This window comes from Bacillus sp. GbtcB14 (assembly GCF_019091205.1).
Taxonomy (GTDB): Bacteria; Bacillota; Bacilli; order Bacillales; family Bacillaceae_G; genus Bacillus_A; species Bacillus_A cereus_AG.
Genome location: NZ_JAGXJT010000001.1, coordinates 269,111 through 293,971, shown reverse-complemented (window position 1 = coordinate 293,971; position 24,861 = coordinate 269,111). Strand labels below are relative to the sequence as shown.

Below are 24,861 nucleotides of genomic sequence, written 5' to 3'. Positions count from 1 at the left end.
AAGCACCTCACTTATATAGTAAGTATAGGGAGAAGAACTTCTCCTCTCCCTACCATTGTACACTACTATCTCTTTATTTTGAAACAGATTTAACGTACTCTTGTACAAATGCTAAAGCTTCCTCAACTTGCGCTGGGTTTTTACCGCCTGCTTGAGCCATATCAGGACGGCCACCACCGCCGCCGCCGCAACGAGAAGCTACTTCTTTCACAAGTTTACCAGCATGGTAACCTTGGCTAATTAAATCTTTCGTTACGCCAGCTAAGATGTTCACTTTATCATCATTTACAGACGCTAACACGACAACTGCAGACTCTAATTTATTTTTCAGGTCATCCATCATCGTACGTAAGTTGTTCATATCTGCAACGTTTACTTTCGCTGCTAATACGTTTACACCATCAACTGTCATTACTGAATCAGTTAAGTTTCCAGCTTCAATGTTACTTAATTTTGCAGCAAGAGATTCATTTTCTTTTTGAAGTTGTTTTACTTCAGCAAATAAACCATCCACTCTTGTTAAAATATCTTTCGGATTTGTTTTCATTTTTCCTGCTGCTTCTTTTAATAAACCTACTTGATCGTTCATTAATTCGTATGCAGACTTACCAGTTACCGCCTCAATACGACGAGTTCCTGCACCGATACCAGACTCAGCAACGATTTTGAAAATACCGATAGAAGCTGTGTTATCAACGTGACAACCACCGCAAAGCTCTAAGCTGTAATCGCCAACTTGTACAACGCGTACTACATCACCGTATTTTTCACCGAATAATGCCATTGCGCCCATTTCTTTCGCTTCTTCGATTGCTTTTTGAGAAATCTCAACATCAATACTTTCCCAAATTTTCTCGTTTACCATACGCTCAATTTTTTCTAATTCGTCAGCTTGTACTTGACCGAAGTGAGAGAAGTCAAAGCGTAAACGTTCAGAAGTTACAAGAGAACCTGCTTGGTTAACATGCGTTCCAAGTACGTCTTTTAATGCTTGGTGTAATAAGTGAGTTGCTGTATGGTTTTTCACAACGCTACTACGGTTCTTTGTATCAATAACAGCTTTCACAGCCGCATCTTTCGTTAATGTACCTTCTTCAACGACAACTTTGTGCAAGTTTTGGCCGTTTGGTGCTTTTTGTACGTCTTTTACAAGAACTTTCACGCCGTCAGCAAGAAGGTAACCACGGTCTGCAATTTGTCCACCGCTCTCCGCATAGAATGGTGTTACATCAAGCATTAATTGTCCTTCTTCACCAGCTTGTAAGCTGTCTGTGTATTCGCCGTTTTTCACAAGCGCAACAACGTTACTTTCTGTTGCAACTGTACCGTAACCAACGAACTCGCTCGCTACTTTCACTTCTCCAAGGACACCACCTTGAACTTGCATAGAATCAACGTCTTGACGAGCAGCACGTGCGCGCTCACGTTGTTTTTCCATTTCATTTTCAAAGCCTTCCTGATCAACTGTCATACCAGCTTCTTCTGCATATTCTTCTGTTAATTCAATCGGGAAACCGTATGTGTCATATAGACGGAACGCATCTACTCCAGAAATAACAGTTACTTTTTCTTCTTTTGCTTTTGTGATAACTTCAGCTAAAATTGCTTCCCCATCATGAAGTGTTTCATGGAAACGCTCTTCTTCGTTTTTCACAACTTTTGCTATAAAGTCTTTCTTTTCAAGTACTTCTGGGTAGAAGTCTTTCATTACCTCTCCAACAACCGGCACTAATTCAAACATGAATGGACGGTTGATGTTTAATTTCTTCGAATAACGAACCGCACGGCGTAATAAACGACGTAATACATAACCACGGCCTTCGTTAGATGGAAGAGCACCGTCACCTACAGCAAATGTTACTGTACGGATATGGTCAGCAATTACTTTAAACGCCATATCTTTTTCTAAGTCACCATTACGATACTTCTCACCAGAAATTGATTCTGTTGCGCCAATCATCGGCATGAATAAGTCTGTGTCAAAGTTTGTAGGTACATCTTGAACGATAGATGTCATACGCTCTAGACCCATCCCTGTATCTATGTTTTTCTTAGGAAGCGGTGTATATGAACCGTCTGGATTATGGTTAAATTGAGAGAATACAAGGTTCCATACTTCTAAGTAACGCTCGTTTTCTCCGCCTGGATATAATTCTGGGTCACTAAAGTCATTACCGTAAGCTTCTCCGCGGTCATAGAAAATCTCTGTATTCGGTCCGCTTGGTCCTTCACCGATATCCCAGAAGTTTTCTTCTAAACGGATGATGCGCTCTTTTGGAACACCCATTTTTTCATTCCAAATTGTGAATGCTTCTTCATCTTCTGGATGGATTGTAACGGATAGTAATTCTTTATCGAATCCGATCCATTTGTCGCTCGTTAAGAACTCCCAAGCCCAAGTAATTGCTTCTTCTTTAAAGTAATCACCGATTGAGAAGTTCCCTAACATTTCAAAGAATGTATGGTGACGAGCTGTTTTCCCTACGTTTTCAATATCGTTTGTACGAATTGATTTTTGAGCATTTGTAATACGTGGATTTTGCGGGATTACACGTCCATCAAAATATTTTTTTAATGTTGCTACACCACTGTTAATCCATAAAAGAGATGGATCCTCATGTGGAACTAGTGATGCACTAGGTTCTACTGCATGTCCTTTTTCTTGGAAAAAGTCTAAAAACATTTGACGAATTTGTGCGCCTGTTAGTTGTTTCATTGTATTTTCCTCCTTAAATATAAAAAACTCCCGCCCCTATAAAAGGGACGAGAGTTAACTCGCGATACCACCCTAATTATGAATTGATTACTATAACAATCAACTCATCACCTCATGGTGCCGTAACGTGGCAAAACGGCAGTGATTAGCTGCTCTCAGGATTAGCTTTCTGTTACCCTTCATTTAAAGCTTCTTTCAGCCATATGGAAGCTTCTCTCTATAAATGGACTGTAACGTACTTGTTCCGTCATTGATTTAATGTATTATATGACTAAATATAATAGAATTCTCTTAAGTTTGTCAATGTAGATAATCATTTATATTATATCAATTGCTTATTAATCATAGCTATTCTACTAGTCATTCTTAACAGCCTTTTCATATATTATGCATGTATTAATAAATTGTACTACCTCCACGAACTTTTCTGAATATTGTATTTTTGTTATAATTAAATTATCAACAATAAAGGAGCGATTACAATGACAATATTGAACAAGGCTAAAAACATATTAACGACTGACGAAACGATATTATTTTACACTGCATGTTCATTAGATATATTTATTTATCGTTCCGTCGCAAGGCCAGGGCTGTTAATTTTAACGAACAAACGACTCTTCTTTTATGGACCAGATGTAAGTAAGAATCCATTATTTGAGGAGTACTCTTTCGAAAAAATTTCTGACCTAAAAGAACAAAAGCGTCTTTTCAGCAATCAAATTATCTTTATGTATGATAATGAATGGAAAAAAATAAAACATATTCAAACAAATGATGTAGGCTCTCTCGTTCAACAAATACACGAGCAACTCTCAAAATAATGAAAGCCCTCTACTTTTATAAGTAGAGGGCTTTCTTATTACACATTTTCTTTTTTCCAAAGAGGCCTTACATGAACGATCACTGTACGAATGACTGCTAAAATTGGAACTGATATGAGTAATCCTACAATTCCTGCCACTTCTCCTCCAACTAGTAATGCCAGCATAATAATAACAGGATGCATACGAAGCGACTTACCAACGATGTAAGGGGATAAAATGTTACTTTCCAAAAATTGCAAAATAGCAATTGTAATTCCCGCCTTAATCAGTAAACTCGTTGATACCGTTGCCGCAATCATTAATGTCGGGATTGCTCCTAAAATCGGACCGAAGTACGGGATTATATCCGTTACCCCAATAATAATGCCGAGTAATAATGGATATTTCATACCGATAAACCAAAAAGAAAGAACAGATACGCCCCCTAATACTAAGCAAACAAATAACTGTCCTCGAATATAACTTCCGAGTGACTTATCAATTTCTTTCGCCAGCATTTGTCCCGTACTACGCCACTTACTCGGGACTAGTTTCCAAAAGATATGATAAAACTCACCGTAATCTTTTAATATGTAAAATACAATGAACGGTATTAAGAAAATAATAAGCAACGAGTCCAGTACGCCACGGGCTGTGCTCATCACTTTATTTAAAAGTGATTGTATCTTCGTTTCTACTCCACCAAAAATTTGTTTCACCTTTTCATGAATAAATGACGGGAAGTTCGCCGTTTGTTCCGTAACGCCATCCATCCAAGAATCATACATTTTTGTAAACTGCGGAAATTGTTCATTGATTTCTTGTAATTGCTTAATCACAACTGGCGTTCCTTTATAAATTCCATAACCAATTCCGCCAAAGAAAAGGATATAAATGAGCAAAATAGCGAGCGTGCGCGGCATCCCTTCCTTATGAATTTTTTCAATTAAAGGATGCAATAAATACGCAATAAAACATGCAATAAGAAACGGTGTAATTGCCACTTTAAACACAAAAACAATCGGTTCCCAAAGCGGCTTAATTTTTAAAAAGACAAGCAAACAAAGAAAGACAAGTAATAATAACCCTAAACGATATATCCAAATGATTTTAAGATTCTTCACACGAAAAACCTCCTCCACCTTTATTGTGAAAATAAATAGGGTAGGTTATGTGCAAAAGTTTTAAAATCTTTTCGTGTAGACCATACTGTTTTGTAAAGACATACATATACATAACATAATAAGGACAACCACCCCTGAGAATGCAGCATGAAACAATATAATCAGGAGGGCTCATAATGGTTTTATTTATGCTCGTATTATCAGCACTTTTTATGATTCTTGAATGGGTTTGTATCGGGTTTGGTATTTGGAAAGGTTTCTTTATTCGTTCCTCACGAAAAGAAAGGGCGAAGCAATTATTTCATTACGGCGTGCTTGGCGTTGGATGTTACGGCCTATCTTATCTCTTCTCTGAAATTGGACTTTTATATTTGCATACAAGTGCATAAAAAAACTCCCTTATGATGAAGGGAGTTTTTTGCGCTTATAGATAAGATTTAATCATCTTACGTGCTTTTTTCATATTGCGTTTTGAAAATACATCTTGCTTGCGAGCATATTGATATGCTGCCGCTCCAACACCTAATGCGATTAATGAATTGCGTAGATTCAAAGTAAATCCCCCTTTTCGTTATCCGATCGTTCTTTCGTTCTCATCAAATAAATCATCAAGTGAGCTTAATGAACCATCTTCTTCTACTTGATGCGTATGGATTTTCCCCTTCGAAACCGATAATTCGATATAACAATTCCAGCAATAAAATTGGTTGACACCTATTTTTCCAATGTCTTTCCCTTTGCAATTTGGACAAATGAACATATGGCTTTCATCTCCTTACAGTCTCCCAGATTCTATTCGCCATTATGTCCAAACCGCATTCATTTATACATTGCTGGAGCCTTTCAACGTTATACGTTTGAAAGTTTCACTATATAATTTCACCTTGTTACATGAAATCATACGGTGAAATGTTTTCCACGTCCATTTCTTCACCATTAACTGTTACCATCTGTACTTCTCCTTGTGATTCTTGCAAGCGACTCGCTAAAGTCGTTTGACGCATTGCATCATCAAGGCGATTTACACCAGACTGGAAGGCGGCTTCCTCCCCGCAAATAATAAGGAACTTCTTACTTCTTGTAATACCAGTATAAATTAAATTACGACGTAACATACGATTGTAACTTTTTACTATCGGCATGATTACGATCGGGAACTCACTACCTTGCGACTTATGAATCGAACAGCAATAGGCATGTGTAATTTGATTTAAGTCTGGCTTTGTATACGTTACTTCAATTCCATCAAATGAAACGATAATCATATCTTGTTGCTCAACGTTTTCTTTCGCATAAAACACCGAAACAATTTCTCCGATATCACCATTAAACACTTGGCTCTCCGGCTGATTAACGAGCTGCAATACTTTATCGCCTCTTCGGTATACAACATCACCGTAAGCAATTTCTTTGCTCTTTTCCCTTTTCGGATTAAACACTTCTTGCAACGCTTCGTTTAGTACATTAATACCAGCAGGCCCACGGTACATCGGCGCCAATACTTGTACATCTCTTGCGCTAAACCCTTTTGTCTTAGCATTGTCACAAACCTTCTTAACAACCTCAACAATTTGAGCTCCTGTACAGCCGATAAATGAACGATCTTTTTGGTTTTGCGCTAAATCTGGCGGGAGCGTTCCATTTTTTATCGCATGGGCGAGTTGAATAACAGATGAGCCTTCCGCTTGACGATAAATTTCAGTAAGCTTTACTGTTGGAACTGCACCTGCATTCAATAAATCTTTCAACACTTGCCCAGGCCCTACAGATGGCAATTGATCTTCATCACCTACAACGATAACTTGAATGTTAGTTGGCAATGACTTAAATAGCTGATTTGCAAGCCAAATATCAACCATTGAAAATTCATCAATAATGAGCAATTTCCCTTGTACCGGATCCGTTTCATTACGCTGGAAAGACCCTTCTGGCGTCCAGCCAAGTAAACGGTGAATTGTACAAGCTGGAAGCCCTGTGGATTCACTCATTCGCTTCGCTGCTCTTCCTGTTGGGGCCGTTAATAATATTGGAAATGGATTATCATCACTGTATTCATTCGGATTTAACGATAATCCGTGAAGTGACGCATACATTTCAACAATTCCTTTAATAACTGTTGTTTTCCCTGTTCCTGGTCCACCTGTTAATAACATCATCGGTTTATGAAGTGCTGTTTGAATCGCTTCTTGCTGAAACGGTGCATACTGTACGTTCAGTTGTTCTTCAATTTCACCTAATGTTTTTAACACTTCTGCTTCAGGAAATGAAGGTGTTTCTTCTTGATTCATAAGCCTGCGAATAGACTTTACAACACCTTTTTCAGAGTAGAACAACGTCGCTAAATACACTCGCTCTTCTTCTATGATAACTTTCCCTTCACTTTGCATCGTTTCAATACAACCTACAATATCTTCCTCAGTCACTCTTCCTTCTTGATTGTTTAAAAGTGACATCGTTTCTCTTACAAGTTGATCTTTCCTCATATAAACGTGACCAAGTTGTAATGAGACATTCTCTAATGTGTAAAAACATCCTGCGCGTACACGGTCGTCGTGATTACCCGATATCCCTAACGCACGCCCTATGTCATCCGCTCTTCCAAAACCAATCCCGTCCACTTCTTCGATAAGTTGGTACGGGTTATTACGAATCACTTCTAATGTCATCTCTTTATATTGTTGGTAAATCTTAATAGAAAGTTTCGTTCCAAAACCGTAGCCATTTAAAAAGCTCATTACTTTCTCTAATCCTTGATGTTCAACAATTGTCTCATATATTTCCTGAGCTTTTTGTTTGTTGACAACACCATTTAATGCCTCAGGGTCATCCATAATTTTAGAAATAGCATGTTCCCCGAGATGGTCCACAATTTTTTCAGCTGTACGCTTTCCTATCCCTTTAAATAAATCACTCGCTAAATATTGCACCATACCAGCTTTTGTTTGCGGCAATTCTTTCTTAAACGTTTCAACTAAATATTGTTTCCCATACTTCGGATGATCTTTAAAATGCCCTGTCAATGTAAACACTTCATCTTCATGCATGCGGGGAAAATGACCGTTTATCATCACTTTTTTTTCGTCGTACGTTTCATTCGTTTCAATGACTTTCATACTGACAACGGAATAGAGGTTTTCTTCGTTGTGGAAAATGGTATGAAGAACTTGCGCTTTTATAAACTTTTTTTCTTCCTCAAACAAATCCATTGCATGTTGATTTCCCATTTTTCCTCTCCTTTCCGGTTTCATTTCACTTTAATGAGCAGTACATCCCCCACCTTTTTAGATGAGGGATAACTACCCATTAAACTATATTTTCATCTTATTCAGCTTCTTGCTCTAATAAACGAACACCATTACCAGCTAAAAAGTGATCTGGTTGAATTTCAGTTGCTTTCTTAAATAAAGCAAGAGCCTTCTCGTTATTTTCTTCAAATACGTACGCAACACCTAAATTATAATACGCATCTGCATGCTCTTCATCCATTTCTAATACCTTTTCAAAATAAGGTTTCGCCTCTTGAATATGTTCTAAACGTGCAAAGCAAAGTCCGCACTGGAACACAGCTTCTACATCGTTTTCATCTAATTCTGTCGCTCTTTGTAAAAACGGCAGCGCAAGACGATCATTTCCAAGCTGCACATGTGTAATACCTAGCATAAATGTTACATCAGCTGATTGTAATCCAGCGTGCATCGCCTGTTCAAATACAGCTTTCGCCTCTGCAAATTGCTCTTGACCGTAATACACGTTTCCTAATCCGTAATAAGCAGCCGCAGATTTATCATCTAACTCTAATGCACGTTTATAAAATAAAACTGCTCTTTCACTGTCACCTAGTACATCTAATAAGTTCGCAAAATTAATGTATCCAAGCGCATCTTTCGGATTTTCTTCGATCGCTTCTGTGAAATTTTTAGCAGCTTCTTCCCAGTTTCCTTCTTGCATATATTGAATACCTGTTTCAAGTTTGTTTGACATATCCTTCACCTCTACAACAAATTATAACAAAGAATGTATTTTCCAAGCGAACGAAAATTCGCTTTATGTAAAAGAAACCTCTAACCGCGAATCGGCAGAGGCTTCTCGTTTTATCCTAAATAATCCAATTTCTTACCGCTACGGTACACTTCATCAATTGTAGCACCGCCTAAGCACTCATCTCCATCATAGAAAACAACTGCTTGTCCTGGTGTAATTGCACGAATTGGCTCGTCACAAAGAATACGAACTGTATTTTCATCAACGATTTGAACCGTTACTTTATTGTCTTCTTGACGATAACGGAATTTCGCTGTGCACTTAAATTCTTTTTCTTTCGCTTCATTACTTACCCAACCGATATTCGTAGCAATAACTTCATCACCATATAGAAGTTCGTTATGGAACCCTTGATCAACATATAAAATGTTTTCTTTCAAGTTTTTCCCAACAGCAAACCATGGATCACCGTTACCACCAATACCAAGGCCATGACGTTGTCCAATTGTATAGTACATTAAACCGTCATGCTTTCCTTTCACTTCACCAGATAATGTTTGCATCACACCTGGTTGTGCTGGTAAATAGTTACTTAAGAAATCTTTAAAGTTACGCTCACCAATGAAGCAAATACCAGTACTATCTTTCTTCGCCGCTGTCGCTAAACCAGCTTCTTTCGCCATTTCACGAATTTGTGGTTTCTTTAATTCACCTAACGGGAACAATGTTTTTGATAATTGTTCTTGGCTTAATTGATTTAAGAAATACGTTTGGTCTTTATTATCATCAACGCCACGAAGCATTTTATATTCGCCGTCCATATAAGCAACGCGTGCATAATGACCTGTCGCTACATAATCAGCACCAAGCGCAATTGCATGCTCTAAAAATGCTTTAAATTTAATTTCTTTGTTACACATTACATCTGGGTTTGGTGTACGACCAGCTCGGTACTCATCTAAGAAGTACGTAAATACTTTATCCCAATATTGTTTTTCAAAGTTTACTGCATAATACGGAATGCCAATTTGGTTACACACTTCAATTACATCATTGTAATCTTCTGTTGCTGTGCAGACACCATTCTCATCTGTATCATCCCAGTTTTTCATAAAGATTCCGATTACATCATAACCTTGCTCTTTTAATAAAAGAGCTGCTACAGATGAATCAACGCCACCGGACATCCCGATGACAACGCGTGTTTCGTGAGGTAGTTTGTTCATCATGTCACCTCCCATGCTAATTTTGTGTTAATCGCTTCACGATTTTCACTGTTTCGTACGCCGCTTTCTCAATTTGCTCTTTCGTATTTCCAAGCCCGAAACTAAAGCGTACGGATGAACGTATTTGATCGGAGTCTTTTCCGAACATCGCTACTAATACATGTGATGGATCAATCGAACCAGCTGTACATGCCGAACCACTAGACACTGCAATGCCAGCTAAGTCTAAATTCACAAGGAACGGTTCAATGTTCATTCCTGTAAAACTAATATTAAGCACATGCGGTAAGCGATATTCTAAGTTTCCGTTTACCTCGAAAGTAATGTCTTCATTTTTGAAGACAGATACCATTATATCTTTAAACTCTTCATATTGGGCATTTTTTTGCTCACGAGTTTTTTCAGCTAGCAAAATTGCATGTTGCAAACCAACGATACTCGGTACATTCTCAGTACCAGCACGGCGTTTTCTTTCTTGCTCCCCGCCTATTAATAACGGTTCAAATTTCACATTTGCACCAGCGTATAGGAACCCTACACCTTTTGGCCCGTTAATTTTGTGAGCTGAAATCGATAATAAATCAATGCCAAACTCTTTCACATCTATTTCTACTAATCCGTAAGCTTGTACCGCATCTGTATGGAAATAGGCTTGATGCTCTTTTAGCAACTTCCCTATTTCCGCGATTGGTTGCATCGTCCCAACTTCATTATTCCCAAACATAACGGATACGAGAATTGTCTCTTCTGTTAATGCATTTTGTATGTCAGAAACTTGAACGCGTCCTGTTTCATCAACAGGTAAATACGTCACTTCAAACCCTTCGCGCTCTAACAATTCACACGTATGCAAAATTGCATGATGTTCAATTTGCGTCGTTATAATATGGTTACCTTTATGGCGGTTCGCACGTGCTACACCGATAAGTGCTAAATTATCAGCTTCTGTACCACCGCTCGTAAATATAATTTCATTCGGATTCGCATGAATGCTACGTGCACACGCGCGTCTTGCCTCATCTACTGTATGGCGCGTTTGACGTCCATAAAAGTGAATACTAGACGGATTCCCGAATGTTTCTGTCATATATGGAATCATCTTTTCGACCACTTCTGGGTGAGTCGGAGATGTCGCAGCATGATCTAAGTAAATGCGTTCCATTAAATCTCCTTCTTTCCAAATCGTTTCACAAGGAATTAAATGTAAAACATATAGCCCCCGTGATTTTCTTCCTCATAACGTACTAAATCTTCTAACGTTGTACTATCTAACACTTCTTGCACCGCATCACGAACACGCATCCATAATTGGCGTTGTGCTGGTTCTTCTTCTTCTATCATTTCTACAACACTAATTGGACCCTCTAATACACGGATTACATCTCCAGCTGTAATGTTAGCTGGCTGATCTGACAATACATATCCGCCATATGCACCGCGCGTACTCTTTACTAGACGAGCGTTACGAAGTGGTGAAATTAATTGCTCTAAATAATGTTCCGATAAGTCATGTGCCTGCGCAATTGATTTTAAGGAAATCGGACCTTCACCAAACTTTTTTGCAAGATCGATCATAATTGTTAAGCCGTAGCGGCCTTTCGTTGAAATCTTCATCTATTTTGCACCTCTTTTCAAATTTTCACTTCTATTAGTTATATCTTATTTATAAAAGAACACAATTTAAAATCCTATGAAATTATAGCATAATATAGTATTATAAGAAATTTCAACTTGTGTATCAAAATGATAACATAAAATCACATTGAAAAACTCGGAAATTATTACAATTGAAAGAAAAATGGAAATATTCATATTCATTTTTCCCACAAAACAGCATCCTGTTTCAAATTCCACTAAAAAAAATGATACGATAGAAAGAGATTATACATTAAGGGAGACGGTAAAAATGAAACAACCACTCGCACATCGAATGCGCCCTACAAATATTCAAGAAATTATCGGACAACAACATTTAGTTGGTGAAGGAAAGATTTTATGGCGAATGGTCCAAGCAAATCATTTTCAATCTATGATTTTATACGGCCCTCCAGGTACTGGAAAAACATCTATTGCAAGCGCAATTGCAGGAAGTACTGGAACCCCTTTTCGCCTATTAAACGCTGTTACTCATAATAAAAAAGATATGGAAGTTGTCATACAAGAGGCAAAGATGCATCGACACCTCGTTTTAATTTTAGATGAAGTACACCGTCTAGATAAAGCAAAACAGGATTTTCTATTACCTCATTTAGAAAGCGGACTCCTTACCTTAATTGGTGCAACGACGAGTAATCCGTTCCATGCTATTAATTCTGCTATTCGAAGTCGTTGTCAAATCTTCGAATTACACGCATTAACAGAAGATGATCTTTTAATTGGCTTAAAACGAGCACTTGAAGATAAAGAAAAAGGTCTTGGGGAATATGATGTAACTGTTACGCCTGAAGCATTACATCATTTTGCAAATGCATCAGGCGGAGATATGCGTTCCGCTTATAATGCACTTGAACTAGCTGTTTTATCTAGCTTTACAACGAATGACAACGCTGCGGAAATTACGCTAGAAATCGCTGAAGAATGTTTGCAAAAAAAGAGCTTCGTTCATGACAAAGGTGGAGATGCTCATTATGACGTATTATCGGCATTTCAAAAATCAGTGCGCGGAAGTGATGTAAATGCAGCACTTCATTATTTAGCACGTCTTATTGAAGCTGGTGATTTACAAAGCATTGGTAGACGCCTTCTTATTATGGCATATGAAGATATCGGACTTGCTAGCCCGCAAGCTGGACCACGTACACTAGCAGCTATAGAATCAGCTGAACGAGTTGGATTCCCAGAAGCACGTATACCACTTGCAAATGCTGTTATCGAGCTTTGCCTATCACCAAAATCAAACTCAGCTTATAAAGCACTTGATGCTGCACTACACGATTTACGTAACGGTCAAACCGGTGACATCCCAAGTCATTTAAAAGATAGTCATTACAAAGGCGCAGAATCACTTGGAAGAGGCATTGGATACTTATATCCACACGACCATCCAAATGGCTGGGTACAACAACAATACTTACCTGATAAAATAAAAAACAAACAATATTATAAACCGAAAGCGACAGGGAAATTTGAGCAAGCACTTTCTACTGTATATGAAAGATTACAAAGTTCGAATAAAACGAAAAATAAAGGGTAACCTAAGCGAAAACGTCACCATTATGGAGGCTTCGCTTATGAAAACACGTCAAGATGCATGGACAAAAGAAGACGATCTCCTTTTAGCAGAAACTGTTTTACGACATATTCGCAGCGGCAGTACACAAATAAAAGCATTCGATGAAGTCGGCGATACATTGAACCGCACTTCAGCAGCTTGCGGCTTTAGATGGAATGCTGAAGTACGACCGAATTACGAAGATGCGGTTCAACTTGCAAAAAAACAACGTAAAGAATTAAAACGCTCTGAAGCTAAAATAGAAAAAGAGCATTTCACGCAAACGAAACAACTCGTAATTGATGCAGAGTTTTCAGAAGATATTACGTCAAATAAACAAGAACTTACAATACACAGTGTTATTTCATTTTTGCAAAACTTAGAGCACAATGACCCTTCACTCGCAAAGTTACAAACTGAAAATGACGTATTACAGGCTCAGCTCACGTCCCTGCAAAAAACAAATCATGAACTCGAAGCAAAATTAGCAATACTCTCAAAAAAACAACAAGCAATTGAAGAAGATTATGCCATGCTTGTTAGAATTATGGACCGTGCTCGAAAACTCGTTTCAGTTGAAGAACAAGAAGAACAGATCGCTCCCATTTTCAAAACAGATCAAAATGGAAATTTAGATATTATATATTCTGCAGAGAATTAAAAACAGGGATGCCACTTTTTTGACTAAGTGACATCCCTTTTTGTTTATTTGATGAACAGCATATATATGTGTGTATGTGCCAGTAAATCAAATTATATCAACAATTTTTCAAATATATCTATCGTAACTCAAATTATATCGATGATTCGACACACAATATCGATTTACCGACAAAAATTGAAGAAATATCCCTCCCTTTCATACAAGGAAACTCCTGAAACGAATTGGATATTTTTTACTTAAATGTTACTATAAACATATACATTTGAAGGGAGATGGTTACTATTTCATTGATAGTCTTCAAAATAACACTCGGTGTTCTCGTCCTAACTTTAGCTCTTTTCACCATTAACAGCTTAAAAAAGACGTCCGCCTATAAATCAGATAAATATGATCATTACTTACTAGCCTTGCTTACATTTGAACTAGTGGTGATGCAAATATCCATATTTCTTTAATACATATAAAAAAGCATATATCCGAAATGGATATATGCTTTTACTTTATTCTTGCCCTACACGTTTCACTTCTACGTTTTTAATACGTTCACGCACAACGTGACTTGCCATAATTAAGCCTGCCACAGATGGTACGAATGCATTTGATGAAGGTGGTAATTTCACTTTACGAATTTTTGCATTTTCGTCTGGTACGATTTCTTTACGTACTTCTTCACGAATTACGATTGGGTTTTCGTCAGAGAAGACAACTTTTACACCTTTTTTAATACCATCTTTACGAAGCTTCGTACGAATTACTTTCGCAATTGGATCTGTATGTGTTTTAGAGATATCCGCAATACGGAAACGAGTTGGGTCCATTTTATTTGCCGCACCCATACATGAGATAATTTTAATTTTGCGACGTAAGCACTGTTTAATTAAATGAATTTTGAACGTAATCGTATCAGATGCATCTACTACGAAATCCAATCCATGTTTGAAGAACTCTTCATATGTTTCATCAGTATAAAACATTTCTAGTCCAATTACTTCACACTCTGGATTAATGTCTGCGATACGCTCTTTCATTAATTCTACTTTTGAACGTCCTACAGTAGATACTAACGCGTGAATTTGACGGTTTACGTTTGTAATATCTACAACGTCTTTATCGACTAATACGAGACGTCCTACGCCAGAACGTGCTAACGCCTCTGCCGAAAATGACCCTACGCCGCCAATTCCTAAAATACCGACTGTACTATTTTTTAATATTTCAAGTCCTTCTTTACCGAAGGCTAATTCATTACGTGAAAATTGATGTAACATTCAGCTCTACACTCCTATTACAAAAATGGTCTACCATGTATTCTAGCGTTTTTCCGACTATTTGTATAGAAAAAGTTATAGAATTCCTAAAAATACATATTTCGAGAAGGAAAGCATAGTGTAAACCGCACTTTTACCTCTTCTCTCAATTATCCATAAAAAAAGTCTAGATGGTATTAGTATAACCATCTAGACCTTTTCTTTACTTCTCTTACTTCTCTTCTTTCACGCTCAATTTTAAGCTTAGCTCTTCAAGCTGAGCTTCTGCAACTGGGCTTGGAGCTTCTGTTAATAAGCAGCTTGCGCTTGCTGTTTTCGGGAATGCAATTGTATCACGAAGGTTCGTACGGCCTGCAAGTAACATAACAAGACGGTCTAAACCTAATGCGATACCACCGTGTGGTGGAGTACCGTATTCGAATGCTTCTAATAAGAATCCGAATTGCTCTTGTGCTTCTTCTTGTGAGAATCCAAGTGCTTTGAACATTTTTTCTTGTACGTCACGCTCGTAAATACGAAGTGATCCACCGCCAAGCTCATAACCATTTAATACAAGGTCATATGCTTGTGCACGTGCTTTTTCTGGTGCCGTTTCTAATAACTCAACATCTTCACGGAATGGCATTGTGAATGGGTGATGAGCTGCAAAGTAACGATCTGCATCTTCATCGTACTCAAGAAGTGGCCAATCTGTTACCCATAGGAAGTTAAATTTACTTTCATCGATTAACTCAAGCTCTTTACCTAGACGTAAACGAAGTGCACCTAAGCTATCTGCAACAACGCTCTTCTTATCTGCTACGAATAGTAATAAGTCGCCAGCAGTAGCTTCTAATGTAGTCATTAACGCGTTTGCTTCTTCTTCACCGAAGAATTTCGCAATCGGTCCTTTTAAGCCGTCCTCTTCCACTTTAAGCCAAGCTAGACCTTTTGCACCGTATACTTTTACGAATTCAGTTAATGCATCGATATCTTTACGAGAGTATTTGCTCGCAGCACCTTTTGCATTAATTGCTTTTACTTGTCCGCCGCTTTCTACAGCACTTGTAAATACTTTAAAACCACACCCTACTGCAAATTCAGATAGGTCTGTTAGTTCCATTTCAAAGCGTGTATCTGGCTTATCAGAACCGTAGCGAGCCATTGCATCAGCATATTTCATACGAGGGAATGGTGCACGCACTTCTACACCTTTTGCATCCTTCATAACTTTCGTCATCATGCGCTCCATCATATCTAAAATTTCATCTTGTGTTAAGAATGAAGCTTCGATATCGATTTGCGTGAATTCTGGTTGACGGTCTGCACGTAAATCTTCGTCACGGAAACAACGTGCTACTTGATAGTAACGCTCAAATCCGCCGACCATAAGAAGCTGTTTAAATAATTGCGGAGACTGTGGTAATGCATAGAATTCACCATCATGTACACGACTTGGTACTAAATAGTCACGAGCTCCTTCTGGTGTGCTCTTCGTTAAAATTGGTGTTTCCACTTCTAAGAACTCTTCTGTGTCTAAGAAGTTACGAATTGTTTTCGTTACATCGTGACGCATTTTGAATGTGTTAAACATTGCAGGACGACGTAAGTCTAAATAACGATATTTTAAACGCACATCTTCTGATGCATCTGTATCATCAGCAATAATGATTGGCGTTGTTTTTGCTGCATTTAATACGTTTACTTTCGTTGCTTGTACTTCAATACGACCAGTTGCCATATTGTCATTAATTGCACCTTCACCACGCTCAACAACTGTACCTTCTACGTGTAATACGTATTCGCTACGAATCGTTTCTGCTATTTCTAACGCTTCTTTTGATGTTTCTGGGTTAAATACAACTTGCACGATACCTGTACGGTCGCGTAAGTCGATAAAGATTAATCCACCTAAATCACGGCGTTTTTGTACCCAACCTTTTAATTGAACTGTTTGTCCAACTGCTTCTACTGTTACTTTTCCACATGCATGTGTTCTTTCAGCCACTGTAAGTTCCCCCTATATTAATTTCTCTGCTACGTATGAAGCAAATACATCTAATGCTACTTCTTCTTGCTCACCAGTTGCCATATCTTTTAAGTTAATGATGCCTTTATCTAGTTCATCTTCCCCTAATACAGCTACAAATTTCGCCTTTAGACGATCTGCGGATTTAAATTGTGCTTTCATTTTGCGGTCTAAATAATCTTTTTCAACTGATAATCCAGCTTTACGAAGATCAAACGCAACTTTCGCAGCATGGTCTTTCGCTTTTTCACCAAGCGCTACAACATAACAATCAATACTATGTTCAATTGGTAATTCAATGTTTTCAGCTTTTAGCGCCATAATTAAACGTTCGATACTCATCGCAAAACCGATACCTGGCATTTCTGGTCCACCGATTTCTTGTACAAGCCCGTTATAACGACCACCACCGCTTAATGTAGTGATAGCACCGAAACCTTCTGCCTCACTCATAATTTCAAAAACAGTGTGTTGATAGTAGTCTAAACCACGTACTAAGTTCGGATCTTTTTCAAATGGAACATCCATCATCGTTAATAGTTCTTGAACTTTCTCGTAGTATACTGCTGAATCTTCGTTTAAGTATTCTGTAATAGATGGTGCTGTTCCCATTAATTCATGGTTACGGTCCTTCTTACAATCTAAAATACGAAGAGGGTTCTTTTCTAAACGAGATTGACAGTCAGAACAGAACTCACCGATACGTGGCTGGAAGTGTGCGATTAACGCATCACGGTGCGCTTGACGGCTCGCCGCATCACCTAAGCTGTTTAATACAACTTTAATATTTTTTAAGCCCATGCCGCGGTAAAACTCTACAGCAAGTGCAATTACTTCGGCATCAATTGCAGGATCGTTACTACCGATTGCTTCAATACCGAATTGTACGAATTGACGATAACGACCTGCTTGTGGTCTTTCATAACGGAACATTTGACCGATATAGTATAATTTCGTTGGCTGTGTTGCGTCACCGAACATTTTGTTTTCAACGTAAGAACGTACAACAGGTGCAGTACCTTCTGGACGTAATGTTAAACTACGCTCTCCACGATCTTGGAATGAGTACATTTCTTTTTGTACGATATCTGTCGTATCACCAACACCACGTAAAAATAGCTCAGTGTGTTCAAAAATTGGTGTACGAATTTCTTTATAATTGTAACGACGGCAAATTTCGCGTGCTTGCCCTTCGATATACTGCCATAACTCAACAGTGCCTGGAAGAATATCTTGCGTTCCGCGTGGGATTTGAATAGACATATTCAGTTCCTCCTCAAATTGTTTTAATCTTAATAAAAATAAAAAAACTCCCGCCTCTACTGTTTGAACAGTAGGGACGAGAGTATTATACCCGTGGTGCCACCCTAATTGAAGCACGTATGCTTCCACTTTTTTAATAACGCTTAAATGTGCGTTCATCTCTACTAAGCATATATGCCGTTCAAGTTGAAACCTCTAGAGTGTCATTCAATCAGTCATCATGCAGAAATGTTTTCAGCCTAAGACATTTCTTCTCTTTCCATGTGTGTCTCATTTACTCTTCTCTATCAACGGTTATATTCATATGTAAATATAAAATTACTATACGTTTGTTCAGTAGGATTGTCAAGTGCTCTAAGAGCGTTCAATCTGCTTCTTTAGACGCTTTACATCTTGAAGAGAAATTCCAAACTCAGAAGCAAGCTCCATTGAAGTATTGTTTTGTTCCTTTGAAATAAACTCATGAAAATTCACGTTAAACAGTTGATTTGCACCATTTGTAACAGAATGCCCTTTTTCATTCATACGCATACGTATATCCCTCACATTCAATATGGATGTTTTACTTTTTATTGTTCCATATTGATGAGAGAGTTATACATAACTGAAACAGCTATTGATTCCAAATAAAGTGAACCTTTCATCTGTGGGGGTCACTGCCCACAAATAGCGGGATAAATGAACAAAACATACAACAATGTATAAAAAAGAGGGGATTATATAATCCCCTCTTCTTAACCAACACTATTTACTATCCACAATTAAAGTCACCGGACCATCATTGATTAAAGAAACATCCATCATTGCTCCGAACTTCCCTGTTGCTACATGCAATCCTTGCTTACGAACTTCCTCATTAAAGAAATCATATAAACGCTCTGCATAGTCAGGTTTGGCAGCATCCATAAAGTTTGGACGTCTTCCCTTGCGGCAATCTCCGTATAATGTGAATTGCGAAATTGATAGAACTTGTCCTTCAACATCAAGTACAGAATGGTTCATCTTTCCGCTCTCATCTTCAAAAATACGTAAGTTCGCAATTTTTTCTGCAATGTACGTTGCATCTTTTTCTGTATCTTCATGCGTAATACCAACTAGTAATGTTAAACCGAACGGAATTTGTCCTACGATCTCACCGTCTACTGTGACAGATGCTTCTTTTGATCGTTGTAAAACAACTCTCATTTTTCCTACACTCCCTATTAATGCATCATGCGTCGTACTGCATAAATTTCTGGAACACGTTTAATGCGTTCTACTACTTTTTTCAAGTGCTGTAAGTTACGAATAGAGATTGACATATTAATTGTCGCCATCTTATTACGGTCACTTCTACCAGAAACTGCCGAAATGTACGTTTTCGTCTCTGTAACAGCTTGCAATACTTCATTTAATAAACCACGGCGATCGTAACCTGAAATTTCAATATCAACGTTATACTCAATTTCTTTTTCAGGGCTACCTTCCCACTCTACTTCTAATAAACGTTCTACAGCTTCTTCTGTATGAACATTTACACAATCACGGCGGTGAATCGATACGCCTCGGCCTTTCGTAATATATCCAACGATATCATCACCCGGTACTGGGTTACAGCATTTTGATAAGCGAATTAATAAATTATCCGCACCACTTACTTTAACGCCAGAATCCCATTTTCGAATTTTCATCGGTTTACGAACTTCTTTAACTTCAACAATCTCTTCTTCTTCACGTTGCTTACGGAACTTGTCCGTTAGTCGTGTAACAATTTGTGATGCAGTGATGCCATTATATCCAACTGCTGCAAACATATCTTCTTCATTTGCAAAGTTGAATTTTTCAGCAACACGTTTTAAATTGTCCGGAGCTAACACTTCTTTCATCTCATACTCTAGGCTACGCACTTCTTTCTCAACAAGTTCACGGCCTTTTTCAATATTTTCATCTCTACGTTGCTTCTTAAAGAATTGACGTATTTTGTTTTTTGCATGAGATGTTTGAGCAAGTTTCACCCAATCTTGACTTGGTCCATACGAATGTTTCGATGTTAAAATTTCAATGATGTCACCAGTTTTTAATTTATAATCAAGTGTCACCATTTTGCCGTTTACTTTTGCACCAATTGTTTTATTTCCAATCTCTGAATGCACGCGATACGAAAAGTCAATTGGAACAGATCCAAGTGGCAATTCCATTACGTCGCCTTTCGGTGTAAAGACGAATACCATGTCAGAGAATAAATCAATTTTTAATGACTCCATAAACTCTTCTGCATTAGAAGCTTCATTTTGCCATTCTAATATTTGACGGAACCATGTAAGTTTCTTCTCTAATGTACCTGTTGTTTCTGCTGTTTTTCCTTCTTTATACGCCCAGTGCGCCGCGATCCCGAATTCTGCAATCTCATGCATTTCTTTCGTACGAATTTGCACTTCAAGCGGATCACCTTTCGGCCCAATTACAGTCGTATGAAGAGATTGATATAGATTTGCTTTCGGCATCGCAATATAATCTTTAAAACGACCTGGCATCGGCTTCCAGCACGTATGAATAATTCCAAGCACTGCATAACAATCTTTAATACTATTGACAACGACACGTACAGCTAATAAATCGTAAATTTCATTGAACTGTTTATTTTGCAGTGCCATTTTACGATAAATACTGTAAATATGTTTTGGTCTTCCAGAAATCTCAGGTTGAATTGAAACCTCTTTTAATTTCTCACGAATACCAGTCATTACTTCATCTAAATATTCTTCACGCTCTGCACGTTTACGCTTCATTAAATTTACAATACGATAGTATTGCTGTGGATTTAAATAGCGAAGTGACGTATCCTCTAACTCCCATTTAATAGTACTAATTCCGAGTCTATGTGCTAAAGGTGCAAAGATTTCTAACGTTTCATTCGCAATGCGACGCTGCTTCTCTTGAGGCAAATGTTTCAATGTACGCATGTTATGAAGACGATCAGCTAGTTTAATTAAAATAACTCGAATATCTTGAGCCATTGCAATAAACATTTTGCGATGGTTTTCTGCTTGTTGTTGCTCATGAGATTTATACTTAATCTTTCCGAGCTTTGTTACACCATCGACAAGCATAGCAATTTCTTTATTAAATTCCCGTTCAATATCTTCTAATGTAATCTCTGTATCTTCCACTACATCATGTAAGAAACCTGCTGATACTGTAGCTGGATCCATGTGTAAATCAACTAAAATACCTGCAACTTGAATTGGATGAATAATGTACGGTTCACCCGATTTTCTGTATTGTTCGCTATGCGCATCACGTGCATATTCATAGGCACGCGCCACTAGCTCAATATCTTCATCCGCTAAATATTGACTTGCTTTCTCGAGTACCTGTTCAGCTGTTAGTACCTGCTCATTTGCCATCGAATCACCTTTTATTGAAAATTGACTTTATCTTAATTAAGTAGAATAAATTATATTCTATCATTATAACCTAATGATTGTGAATTGTGAAAAGGAAAAGATTTTACTGACATTTCACCTTATTTTTTTGTGCAATTATACAAAAGTACCCGCTCCTCTCCAAGAGATTCACGGGTACTTTTTATCACCGTAGTTTTACCTATATAGTGATTAGTATTTTTCTAATACTAATACATCGTAACCATCTAACATTTTACGACCATCTAAGTAAGTAAGCTCTACTAAGAATGCAATTCCTGCTACAACTCCGCCAAGTTCTTCAACTAGCTTAATTGTCGCTTCAATTGTTCCACCTGTAGCTAATAGATCATCTGTAATTAATACGCGTTGACCTGGCTTAATTGCATCTTTATGGATTGTTAAAACATCTTTACCATATTCTTTACCGTAGTCAACTGTAATTACTTCACGTGGTAATTTTCCTAATTTACGAACTGGTGCAAAACCTACTTCTAATGCATAAGAAACTGGGCAACCGATAATAAAGCCACGAGCTTCTGGTCCTACTACAACATCGATATCTCTGTCTTTTGCATACTCAACGATTGCATCTGTTGCTGCTTTGTATGCTTTACCGTCGTTCATTAACGGTGTAATGTCTTTAAATACAATACCTTCTTTTGGATAATCCGGTACAATTGCGATATGTTGCTTGAAATCCATATTTCTGAATCCTCCTCAGATATAAAAGGTTTTGTAAATACAAATCCTTTACCCTAACTGTTCTACTTCTTTATGATTACGAATCGTTTCAAACCATGTATATAGTTGCTGATATGTGCTATAAACCAATTCTTTTTCTAATTGTAAGTGGTTCATTTTCTCACGATATGTGTTCGATTCAATTAAATCACGCTTTTGTTTTTTGTCTGCCATAAAAATGACGCCATCTTTTATTGTAACAAATTCTAACTCAAAAAACACCTGTGTCATGAAATTTACTGTATCTTTTGACCAACCTTTATGTCGGCATAGTTGTTCTCCATATTGTCTTAAAGAAAATGGTGCTTTTTGGCTCAAGAACGAATAGTACCATTTAAAATGTTCCCTCGTTGGAACAGTACTAAATAAATGATTATTCTCTTGATAAAATAGCGTATAAATTCGCGACGGGAACCCAACTTTAAATAGATCTCTTAATTCATCTGTTCCTTTTGGTAAATCAAGTAACACGATGTATTGATCGTCTAAATGAGTTACTTCTGATGCATGCATCATATGCTCTTTATAGTCTTCTAAAGAAAATTTATTCAATACCTCTTCAGAAAAATACACCATCGTTATTTTTTCTTTCGGAAGTTCTGCTACATTCGCTTCTACGTTACGCATACTACGCCAATCAAATAATTGCCACGCCTCTACAGCAATATCTTGCACCATTAATTGCGGCTTCTTAAAATTATTCCATTCATTGATAGATGCTTCCCCTATTACAGATACCTTTGCAACTGGAGAAATTTCTTTCGCATAGGCACCAAAACCAAATCCGATTGTATCTAGTGTCGCTTGTCCATCGCGAAGAGCCATTTTCAAATGAGAGCCATCTGATCCGATTGCACGAATACTTTCTAACTCTGCATCCTTCACTGCAATACGTGGTTTTGGATTTCCAACGCCAAATGGCGCTAACTTTTGCATGTCTTCAATTGCTGCCAGTGTTACATCCTCCACTTTACAAAAGACATCAACAGCTGTAATTGGAATAAAATCTTCTTCTGTTAAAATTACCTCTGCTTGTTCATTTAAGCGGCGGCGTAATTCATCTACATCATTCATATGTAGCGTCATTCCCGCTGCCATCGGATGCCCTCCAAAGTGTGGCAATAACTCTCTACAATCTGACAAATTTGCAAACAAATCAAATCCTGCAATACTACGTGCTGAACCTTTTGCTGTTTCTTTTACAGGATCAATGCATAATACAATCGTTGGACGATAAAAACGTTCAACTAATTTAGATGCGACAATTCCAATTACACCTGGATTCCAGCCTTCTTTTGCCAGTACTAGTACTTTATTGTCTTCTGGCGAGAAATTATTTTCCACTTCAGCGATAGCTTCTTCTGTAATTTGCTTTACAATATCTTTTCGCAGTTTGTTCAGCTCATCAATTTCTTCAGCTAGCTCTTTCGCTTCTTCTGGATCATCTGATAATAAAAGATGTACAGCCGGCGTAGCATCTTCTAAACGTCCAACTGCATTAATACGCGGCGCGATCGAGAAACCAATGCTCTCTTCTGTAATTTCACTTTGCGAAACGTTAGCAACTTTAAATAGCGCCTTTAGTCCGATATTTTTTGTCATGCGCATATGCTTTAAACCGCGCTTCACTAGCAATCTATTCTCACCATGAAGTGACACTAAATCGGCTACTGTACCAATTACTGCAATTTCTAATAAATGCTCTGGTACACGGCCTAGTAGTGCATGTGCAACTTTAAACGCAACACCTACACCAGCTAAATAGTGAAACGGATATACACCGCCATCTAATTTCGGATGAATAATTGCAAGTGCTTCTGGCAATTCTGGTGGTGGCTCATGGTGATCTGTAATAATAAGATCTATTCCAAGTTCCTTCGCTACATTCGCTTCATGTACTGCTGCGATACCAGTATCGACAGTAATAATTAGTGAGAATCCTGCGCTATGTGCCCAACGAAATGCTTCTTCGTTTGGTCCATATCCTTCTGTAAAACGGTTTGGAATATAAAATTCTACGTCTGCACCTAATTCTTGCAAGGCAAGATATAACACAGTCGTACTACTTACTCCGTCCGCATCGTAGTCACCAAATATTAATATTTGCTCTCCATTTTGAATCGCCTTATTTACACGTTCTACCGTTCTATCCATTCCTTCTAATAAAAATGGATCATGAAATTCTTGATTTTCTGTATTTAAAAAATCTAAAATCTTATCTTCTGTATCTAGTCCTCTACCGAGGAATAACGAAACGACAAGTGGTGATAATTGTAATTTACTTGCTAATTCACTCACTCGCTCATTATTATATTCTTTTTCTTTCCAACGCGTCTTCGGTTGTAACACGAAATCACCCCTTAACCTGTTCATTATACAAGACAGATTAAGGGGTGACAATATAATGCAAAATACGATGCAATATCTATATACTAAAATGTTAATG

The 24,861-nt window shown here is 37.8% G+C and carries 21 protein-coding genes and 2 other annotated features; of the genes, 4 read left to right on the top strand and 17 right to left on the bottom strand.

Annotation, left to right across the window (positions count from 1 at the left end; all coding sequences use genetic code 11):
- Window positions 1–73: 73 nt before the first annotated feature.
- Window positions 74–2,716, bottom strand: coding sequence for an alanine--tRNA ligase (gene alaS, locus KVT31_RS01530; protein ID WP_088097837.1), 2,643 nt, complete (start codon window positions 2,714–2,716; stop codon window positions 74–76).
- Window positions 2,717–2,756: 40 nt separating this feature from the next.
- Window positions 2,757–2,976: a binding site (T-box leader), on the bottom strand.
- 222 nt (window positions 2,977–3,198) lie between these two features.
- On the opposite strand from alaS, the gene KVT31_RS01525 reads away from it, so the two are divergent.
- Entirely contained in the window at window positions 3,199–3,540 is a 342-nt protein-coding gene (locus tag KVT31_RS01525) for a PH domain-containing protein (RefSeq protein ID WP_088097838.1), read from the top strand.
- Window positions 3,541–3,578: 38 nt separating this feature from the next.
- On the opposite strand, the gene KVT31_RS01520 is transcribed toward KVT31_RS01525, so the two are convergent.
- On the bottom strand, window positions 3,579–4,646 hold the full coding sequence (locus KVT31_RS01520; protein WP_088097839.1) for an AI-2E family transporter: 1,068 nt from the start codon (window positions 4,644–4,646) through the stop codon (window positions 3,579–3,581).
- 176 nt (window positions 4,647–4,822) lie between these two features.
- Between KVT31_RS01520 and KVT31_RS01515 the strand changes: the two genes are divergently transcribed.
- A complete protein-coding gene (locus KVT31_RS01515; protein WP_088097840.1) occupies window positions 4,823–5,035 on the top strand; it encodes a hypothetical protein in 213 nt (70 codons plus the stop codon).
- 35 nt (window positions 5,036–5,070) lie between these two features.
- On the opposite strand, the gene KVT31_RS01510 is transcribed toward KVT31_RS01515, so the two are convergent.
- From KVT31_RS01510 to cymR, 7 genes are all read right to left on the bottom strand, one after another.
- Window positions 5,071–5,199 (bottom strand): YrzQ family protein, encoded by a 129-nt coding sequence (locus KVT31_RS01510; protein WP_001053553.1) that lies wholly within the window; start codon window positions 5,197–5,199, stop codon window positions 5,071–5,073.
- Window positions 5,200–5,217: 18 nt separating this feature from the next.
- Complete coding sequence (locus KVT31_RS01505; RefSeq protein WP_000469281.1) at window positions 5,218–5,406, bottom strand: hypothetical protein; 189 nt, start codon at window positions 5,404–5,406, stop codon at window positions 5,218–5,220.
- A 127-nt stretch (window positions 5,407–5,533) separates the two neighbouring features.
- Window positions 5,534–7,870: an SF1B family DNA helicase RecD2 gene (gene recD2, locus KVT31_RS01500; protein ID WP_088097841.1), complete on the bottom strand. Its 2,337-nt coding sequence runs from the start codon at window positions 7,868–7,870 to the stop codon at window positions 5,534–5,536.
- Between the two features lie 97 nt (window positions 7,871–7,967).
- Entirely contained in the window at window positions 7,968–8,627 is a 660-nt protein-coding gene (locus KVT31_RS01495) for a tetratricopeptide repeat protein (protein WP_088097842.1), read from the bottom strand.
- Window positions 8,628–8,737: 110 nt separating this feature from the next.
- Window positions 8,738–9,853, bottom strand: a complete 1,116-nt coding sequence (gene mnmA / locus KVT31_RS01490) for a tRNA 2-thiouridine(34) synthase MnmA (RefSeq protein ID WP_088097843.1) — start codon at window positions 9,851–9,853, stop codon at window positions 8,738–8,740.
- A 16-nt stretch (window positions 9,854–9,869) separates the two neighbouring features.
- Entirely contained in the window at window positions 9,870–11,015 is a 1,146-nt protein-coding gene (locus KVT31_RS01485; protein ID WP_088097844.1) for a cysteine desulfurase family protein, read from the bottom strand.
- Between the two features lie 35 nt (window positions 11,016–11,050).
- Window positions 11,051–11,467, bottom strand: a complete 417-nt coding sequence (cymR, locus tag KVT31_RS01480; RefSeq protein ID WP_000704116.1) for a cysteine metabolism transcriptional regulator CymR — start codon at window positions 11,465–11,467, stop codon at window positions 11,051–11,053.
- Between the two features lie 292 nt (window positions 11,468–11,759).
- Between cymR and KVT31_RS01475 the strand changes: the two genes are divergently transcribed.
- Both KVT31_RS01475 and KVT31_RS01470 read left to right on the top strand, forming a co-directional pair.
- A complete protein-coding gene (locus tag KVT31_RS01475) occupies window positions 11,760–13,046 on the top strand; it encodes a replication-associated recombination protein A (RefSeq protein ID WP_088097845.1) in 1,287 nt (428 codons plus the stop codon).
- A 37-nt stretch (window positions 13,047–13,083) separates the two neighbouring features.
- Window positions 13,084–13,725 (top strand): RsfA family transcriptional regulator, encoded by a 642-nt coding sequence (locus tag KVT31_RS01470; RefSeq protein WP_088097846.1) that lies wholly within the window; start codon window positions 13,084–13,086, stop codon window positions 13,723–13,725.
- 503 nt (window positions 13,726–14,228) lie between these two features.
- On the opposite strand, the gene KVT31_RS01465 is transcribed toward KVT31_RS01470, so the two are convergent.
- From KVT31_RS01465 to recJ, 8 genes are all read right to left on the bottom strand, one after another.
- Entirely contained in the window at window positions 14,229–14,996 is a 768-nt protein-coding gene (locus KVT31_RS01465; protein ID WP_217613510.1) for a tRNA threonylcarbamoyladenosine dehydratase, read from the bottom strand.
- A 211-nt stretch (window positions 14,997–15,207) separates the two neighbouring features.
- Window positions 15,208–16,983 (bottom strand): aspartate--tRNA ligase, encoded by a 1,776-nt coding sequence (gene aspS, locus KVT31_RS01460; protein ID WP_088097849.1) that lies wholly within the window; start codon window positions 16,981–16,983, stop codon window positions 15,208–15,210.
- A gap of 12 nt (window positions 16,984–16,995) precedes the next feature.
- Window positions 16,996–18,267 (bottom strand): histidine--tRNA ligase, encoded by a 1,272-nt coding sequence (gene hisS / locus KVT31_RS01455; protein ID WP_088098193.1) that lies wholly within the window; start codon window positions 18,265–18,267, stop codon window positions 16,996–16,998.
- 69 nt (window positions 18,268–18,336) lie between these two features.
- Window positions 18,337–18,567, bottom strand: a binding site (T-box leader).
- A 54-nt stretch (window positions 18,568–18,621) separates the two neighbouring features.
- Window positions 18,622–18,798: a hypothetical protein gene (locus tag KVT31_RS01450; RefSeq protein ID WP_016086173.1), complete on the bottom strand. Its 177-nt coding sequence runs from the start codon at window positions 18,796–18,798 to the stop codon at window positions 18,622–18,624.
- 213 nt (window positions 18,799–19,011) lie between these two features.
- Window positions 19,012–19,452 (bottom strand): D-tyrosyl-tRNA(Tyr) deacylase, encoded by a 441-nt coding sequence (locus tag KVT31_RS01445; protein WP_076540394.1) that lies wholly within the window; start codon window positions 19,450–19,452, stop codon window positions 19,012–19,014.
- 17 nt (window positions 19,453–19,469) lie between these two features.
- Window positions 19,470–21,653, bottom strand: coding sequence for a GTP diphosphokinase (gene relA, locus KVT31_RS01440; protein ID WP_073516590.1), 2,184 nt, complete (start codon window positions 21,651–21,653; stop codon window positions 19,470–19,472).
- 210 nt (window positions 21,654–21,863) lie between these two features.
- Complete coding sequence (locus tag KVT31_RS01435; RefSeq protein WP_000346213.1) at window positions 21,864–22,376, bottom strand: adenine phosphoribosyltransferase; 513 nt, start codon at window positions 22,374–22,376, stop codon at window positions 21,864–21,866.
- Window positions 22,377–22,424: 48 nt separating this feature from the next.
- Window positions 22,425–24,764 (bottom strand): single-stranded-DNA-specific exonuclease RecJ, encoded by a 2,340-nt coding sequence (gene recJ, locus KVT31_RS01430; protein ID WP_088097850.1) that lies wholly within the window; start codon window positions 24,762–24,764, stop codon window positions 22,425–22,427.
- Window positions 24,765–24,861: the final 97 nt, after the last annotated feature.

Coding starts and splice junctions, on each gene's coding strand:
- alaS (WP_088097837.1), bottom strand. CDS start 2,716: ATGAAACAACTAACAGGCGCACAAATTCGTCAAATGTTTTTAGACTTT.
- KVT31_RS01525 (WP_088097838.1), top strand. CDS start 3,199: ATGACAATATTGAACAAGGCTAAAAACATATTAACGACTGACGAAACG.
- KVT31_RS01515 (WP_088097840.1), top strand. CDS start 4,823: ATGGTTTTATTTATGCTCGTATTATCAGCACTTTTTATGATTCTTGAA.
- KVT31_RS01505 (WP_000469281.1), bottom strand. CDS start 5,406: ATGTTCATTTGTCCAAATTGCAAAGGGAAAGACATTGGAAAAATAGGT.
- recD2 (WP_088097841.1), bottom strand. CDS start 7,870: ATGGGAAATCAACATGCAATGGATTTGTTTGAGGAAGAAAAAAAGTTT.
- KVT31_RS01495 (WP_088097842.1), bottom strand. CDS start 8,627: ATGTCAAACAAACTTGAAACAGGTATTCAATATATGCAAGAAGGAAAC.
- mnmA (WP_088097843.1), bottom strand. CDS start 9,853: ATGAACAAACTACCTCACGAAACACGCGTTGTCATCGGGATGTCCGGT.
- KVT31_RS01485 (WP_088097844.1), bottom strand. CDS start 11,015: ATGGAACGCATTTACTTAGATCATGCTGCGACATCTCCGACTCACCCA.
- cymR (WP_000704116.1), bottom strand. CDS start 11,467: ATGAAGATTTCAACGAAAGGCCGCTACGGCTTAACAATTATGATCGAT.
- KVT31_RS01475 (WP_088097845.1), top strand. CDS start 11,760: ATGAAACAACCACTCGCACATCGAATGCGCCCTACAAATATTCAAGAA.
- KVT31_RS01470 (WP_088097846.1), top strand. CDS start 13,084: ATGAAAACACGTCAAGATGCATGGACAAAAGAAGACGATCTCCTTTTA.
- KVT31_RS01465 (WP_217613510.1), bottom strand. CDS start 14,996: ATGTTACATCAATTTTCACGTAATGAATTAGCCTTCGGTAAAGAAGGA.
- hisS (WP_088098193.1), bottom strand. CDS start 18,267: ATGTCTATTCAAATCCCACGCGGAACGCAAGATATTCTTCCAGGCACT.
- KVT31_RS01450 (WP_016086173.1), bottom strand. CDS start 18,798: ATGCGTATGAATGAAAAAGGGCATTCTGTTACAAATGGTGCAAATCAA.
- KVT31_RS01445 (WP_076540394.1), bottom strand. CDS start 19,452: ATGAGAGTTGTTTTACAACGATCAAAAGAAGCATCTGTCACAGTAGAC.
- relA (WP_073516590.1), bottom strand. CDS start 21,653: ATGGCAAATGAGCAGGTACTAACAGCTGAACAGGTACTCGAGAAAGCA.
- KVT31_RS01435 (WP_000346213.1), bottom strand. CDS start 22,376: ATGGATTTCAAGCAACATATCGCAATTGTACCGGATTATCCAAAAGAA.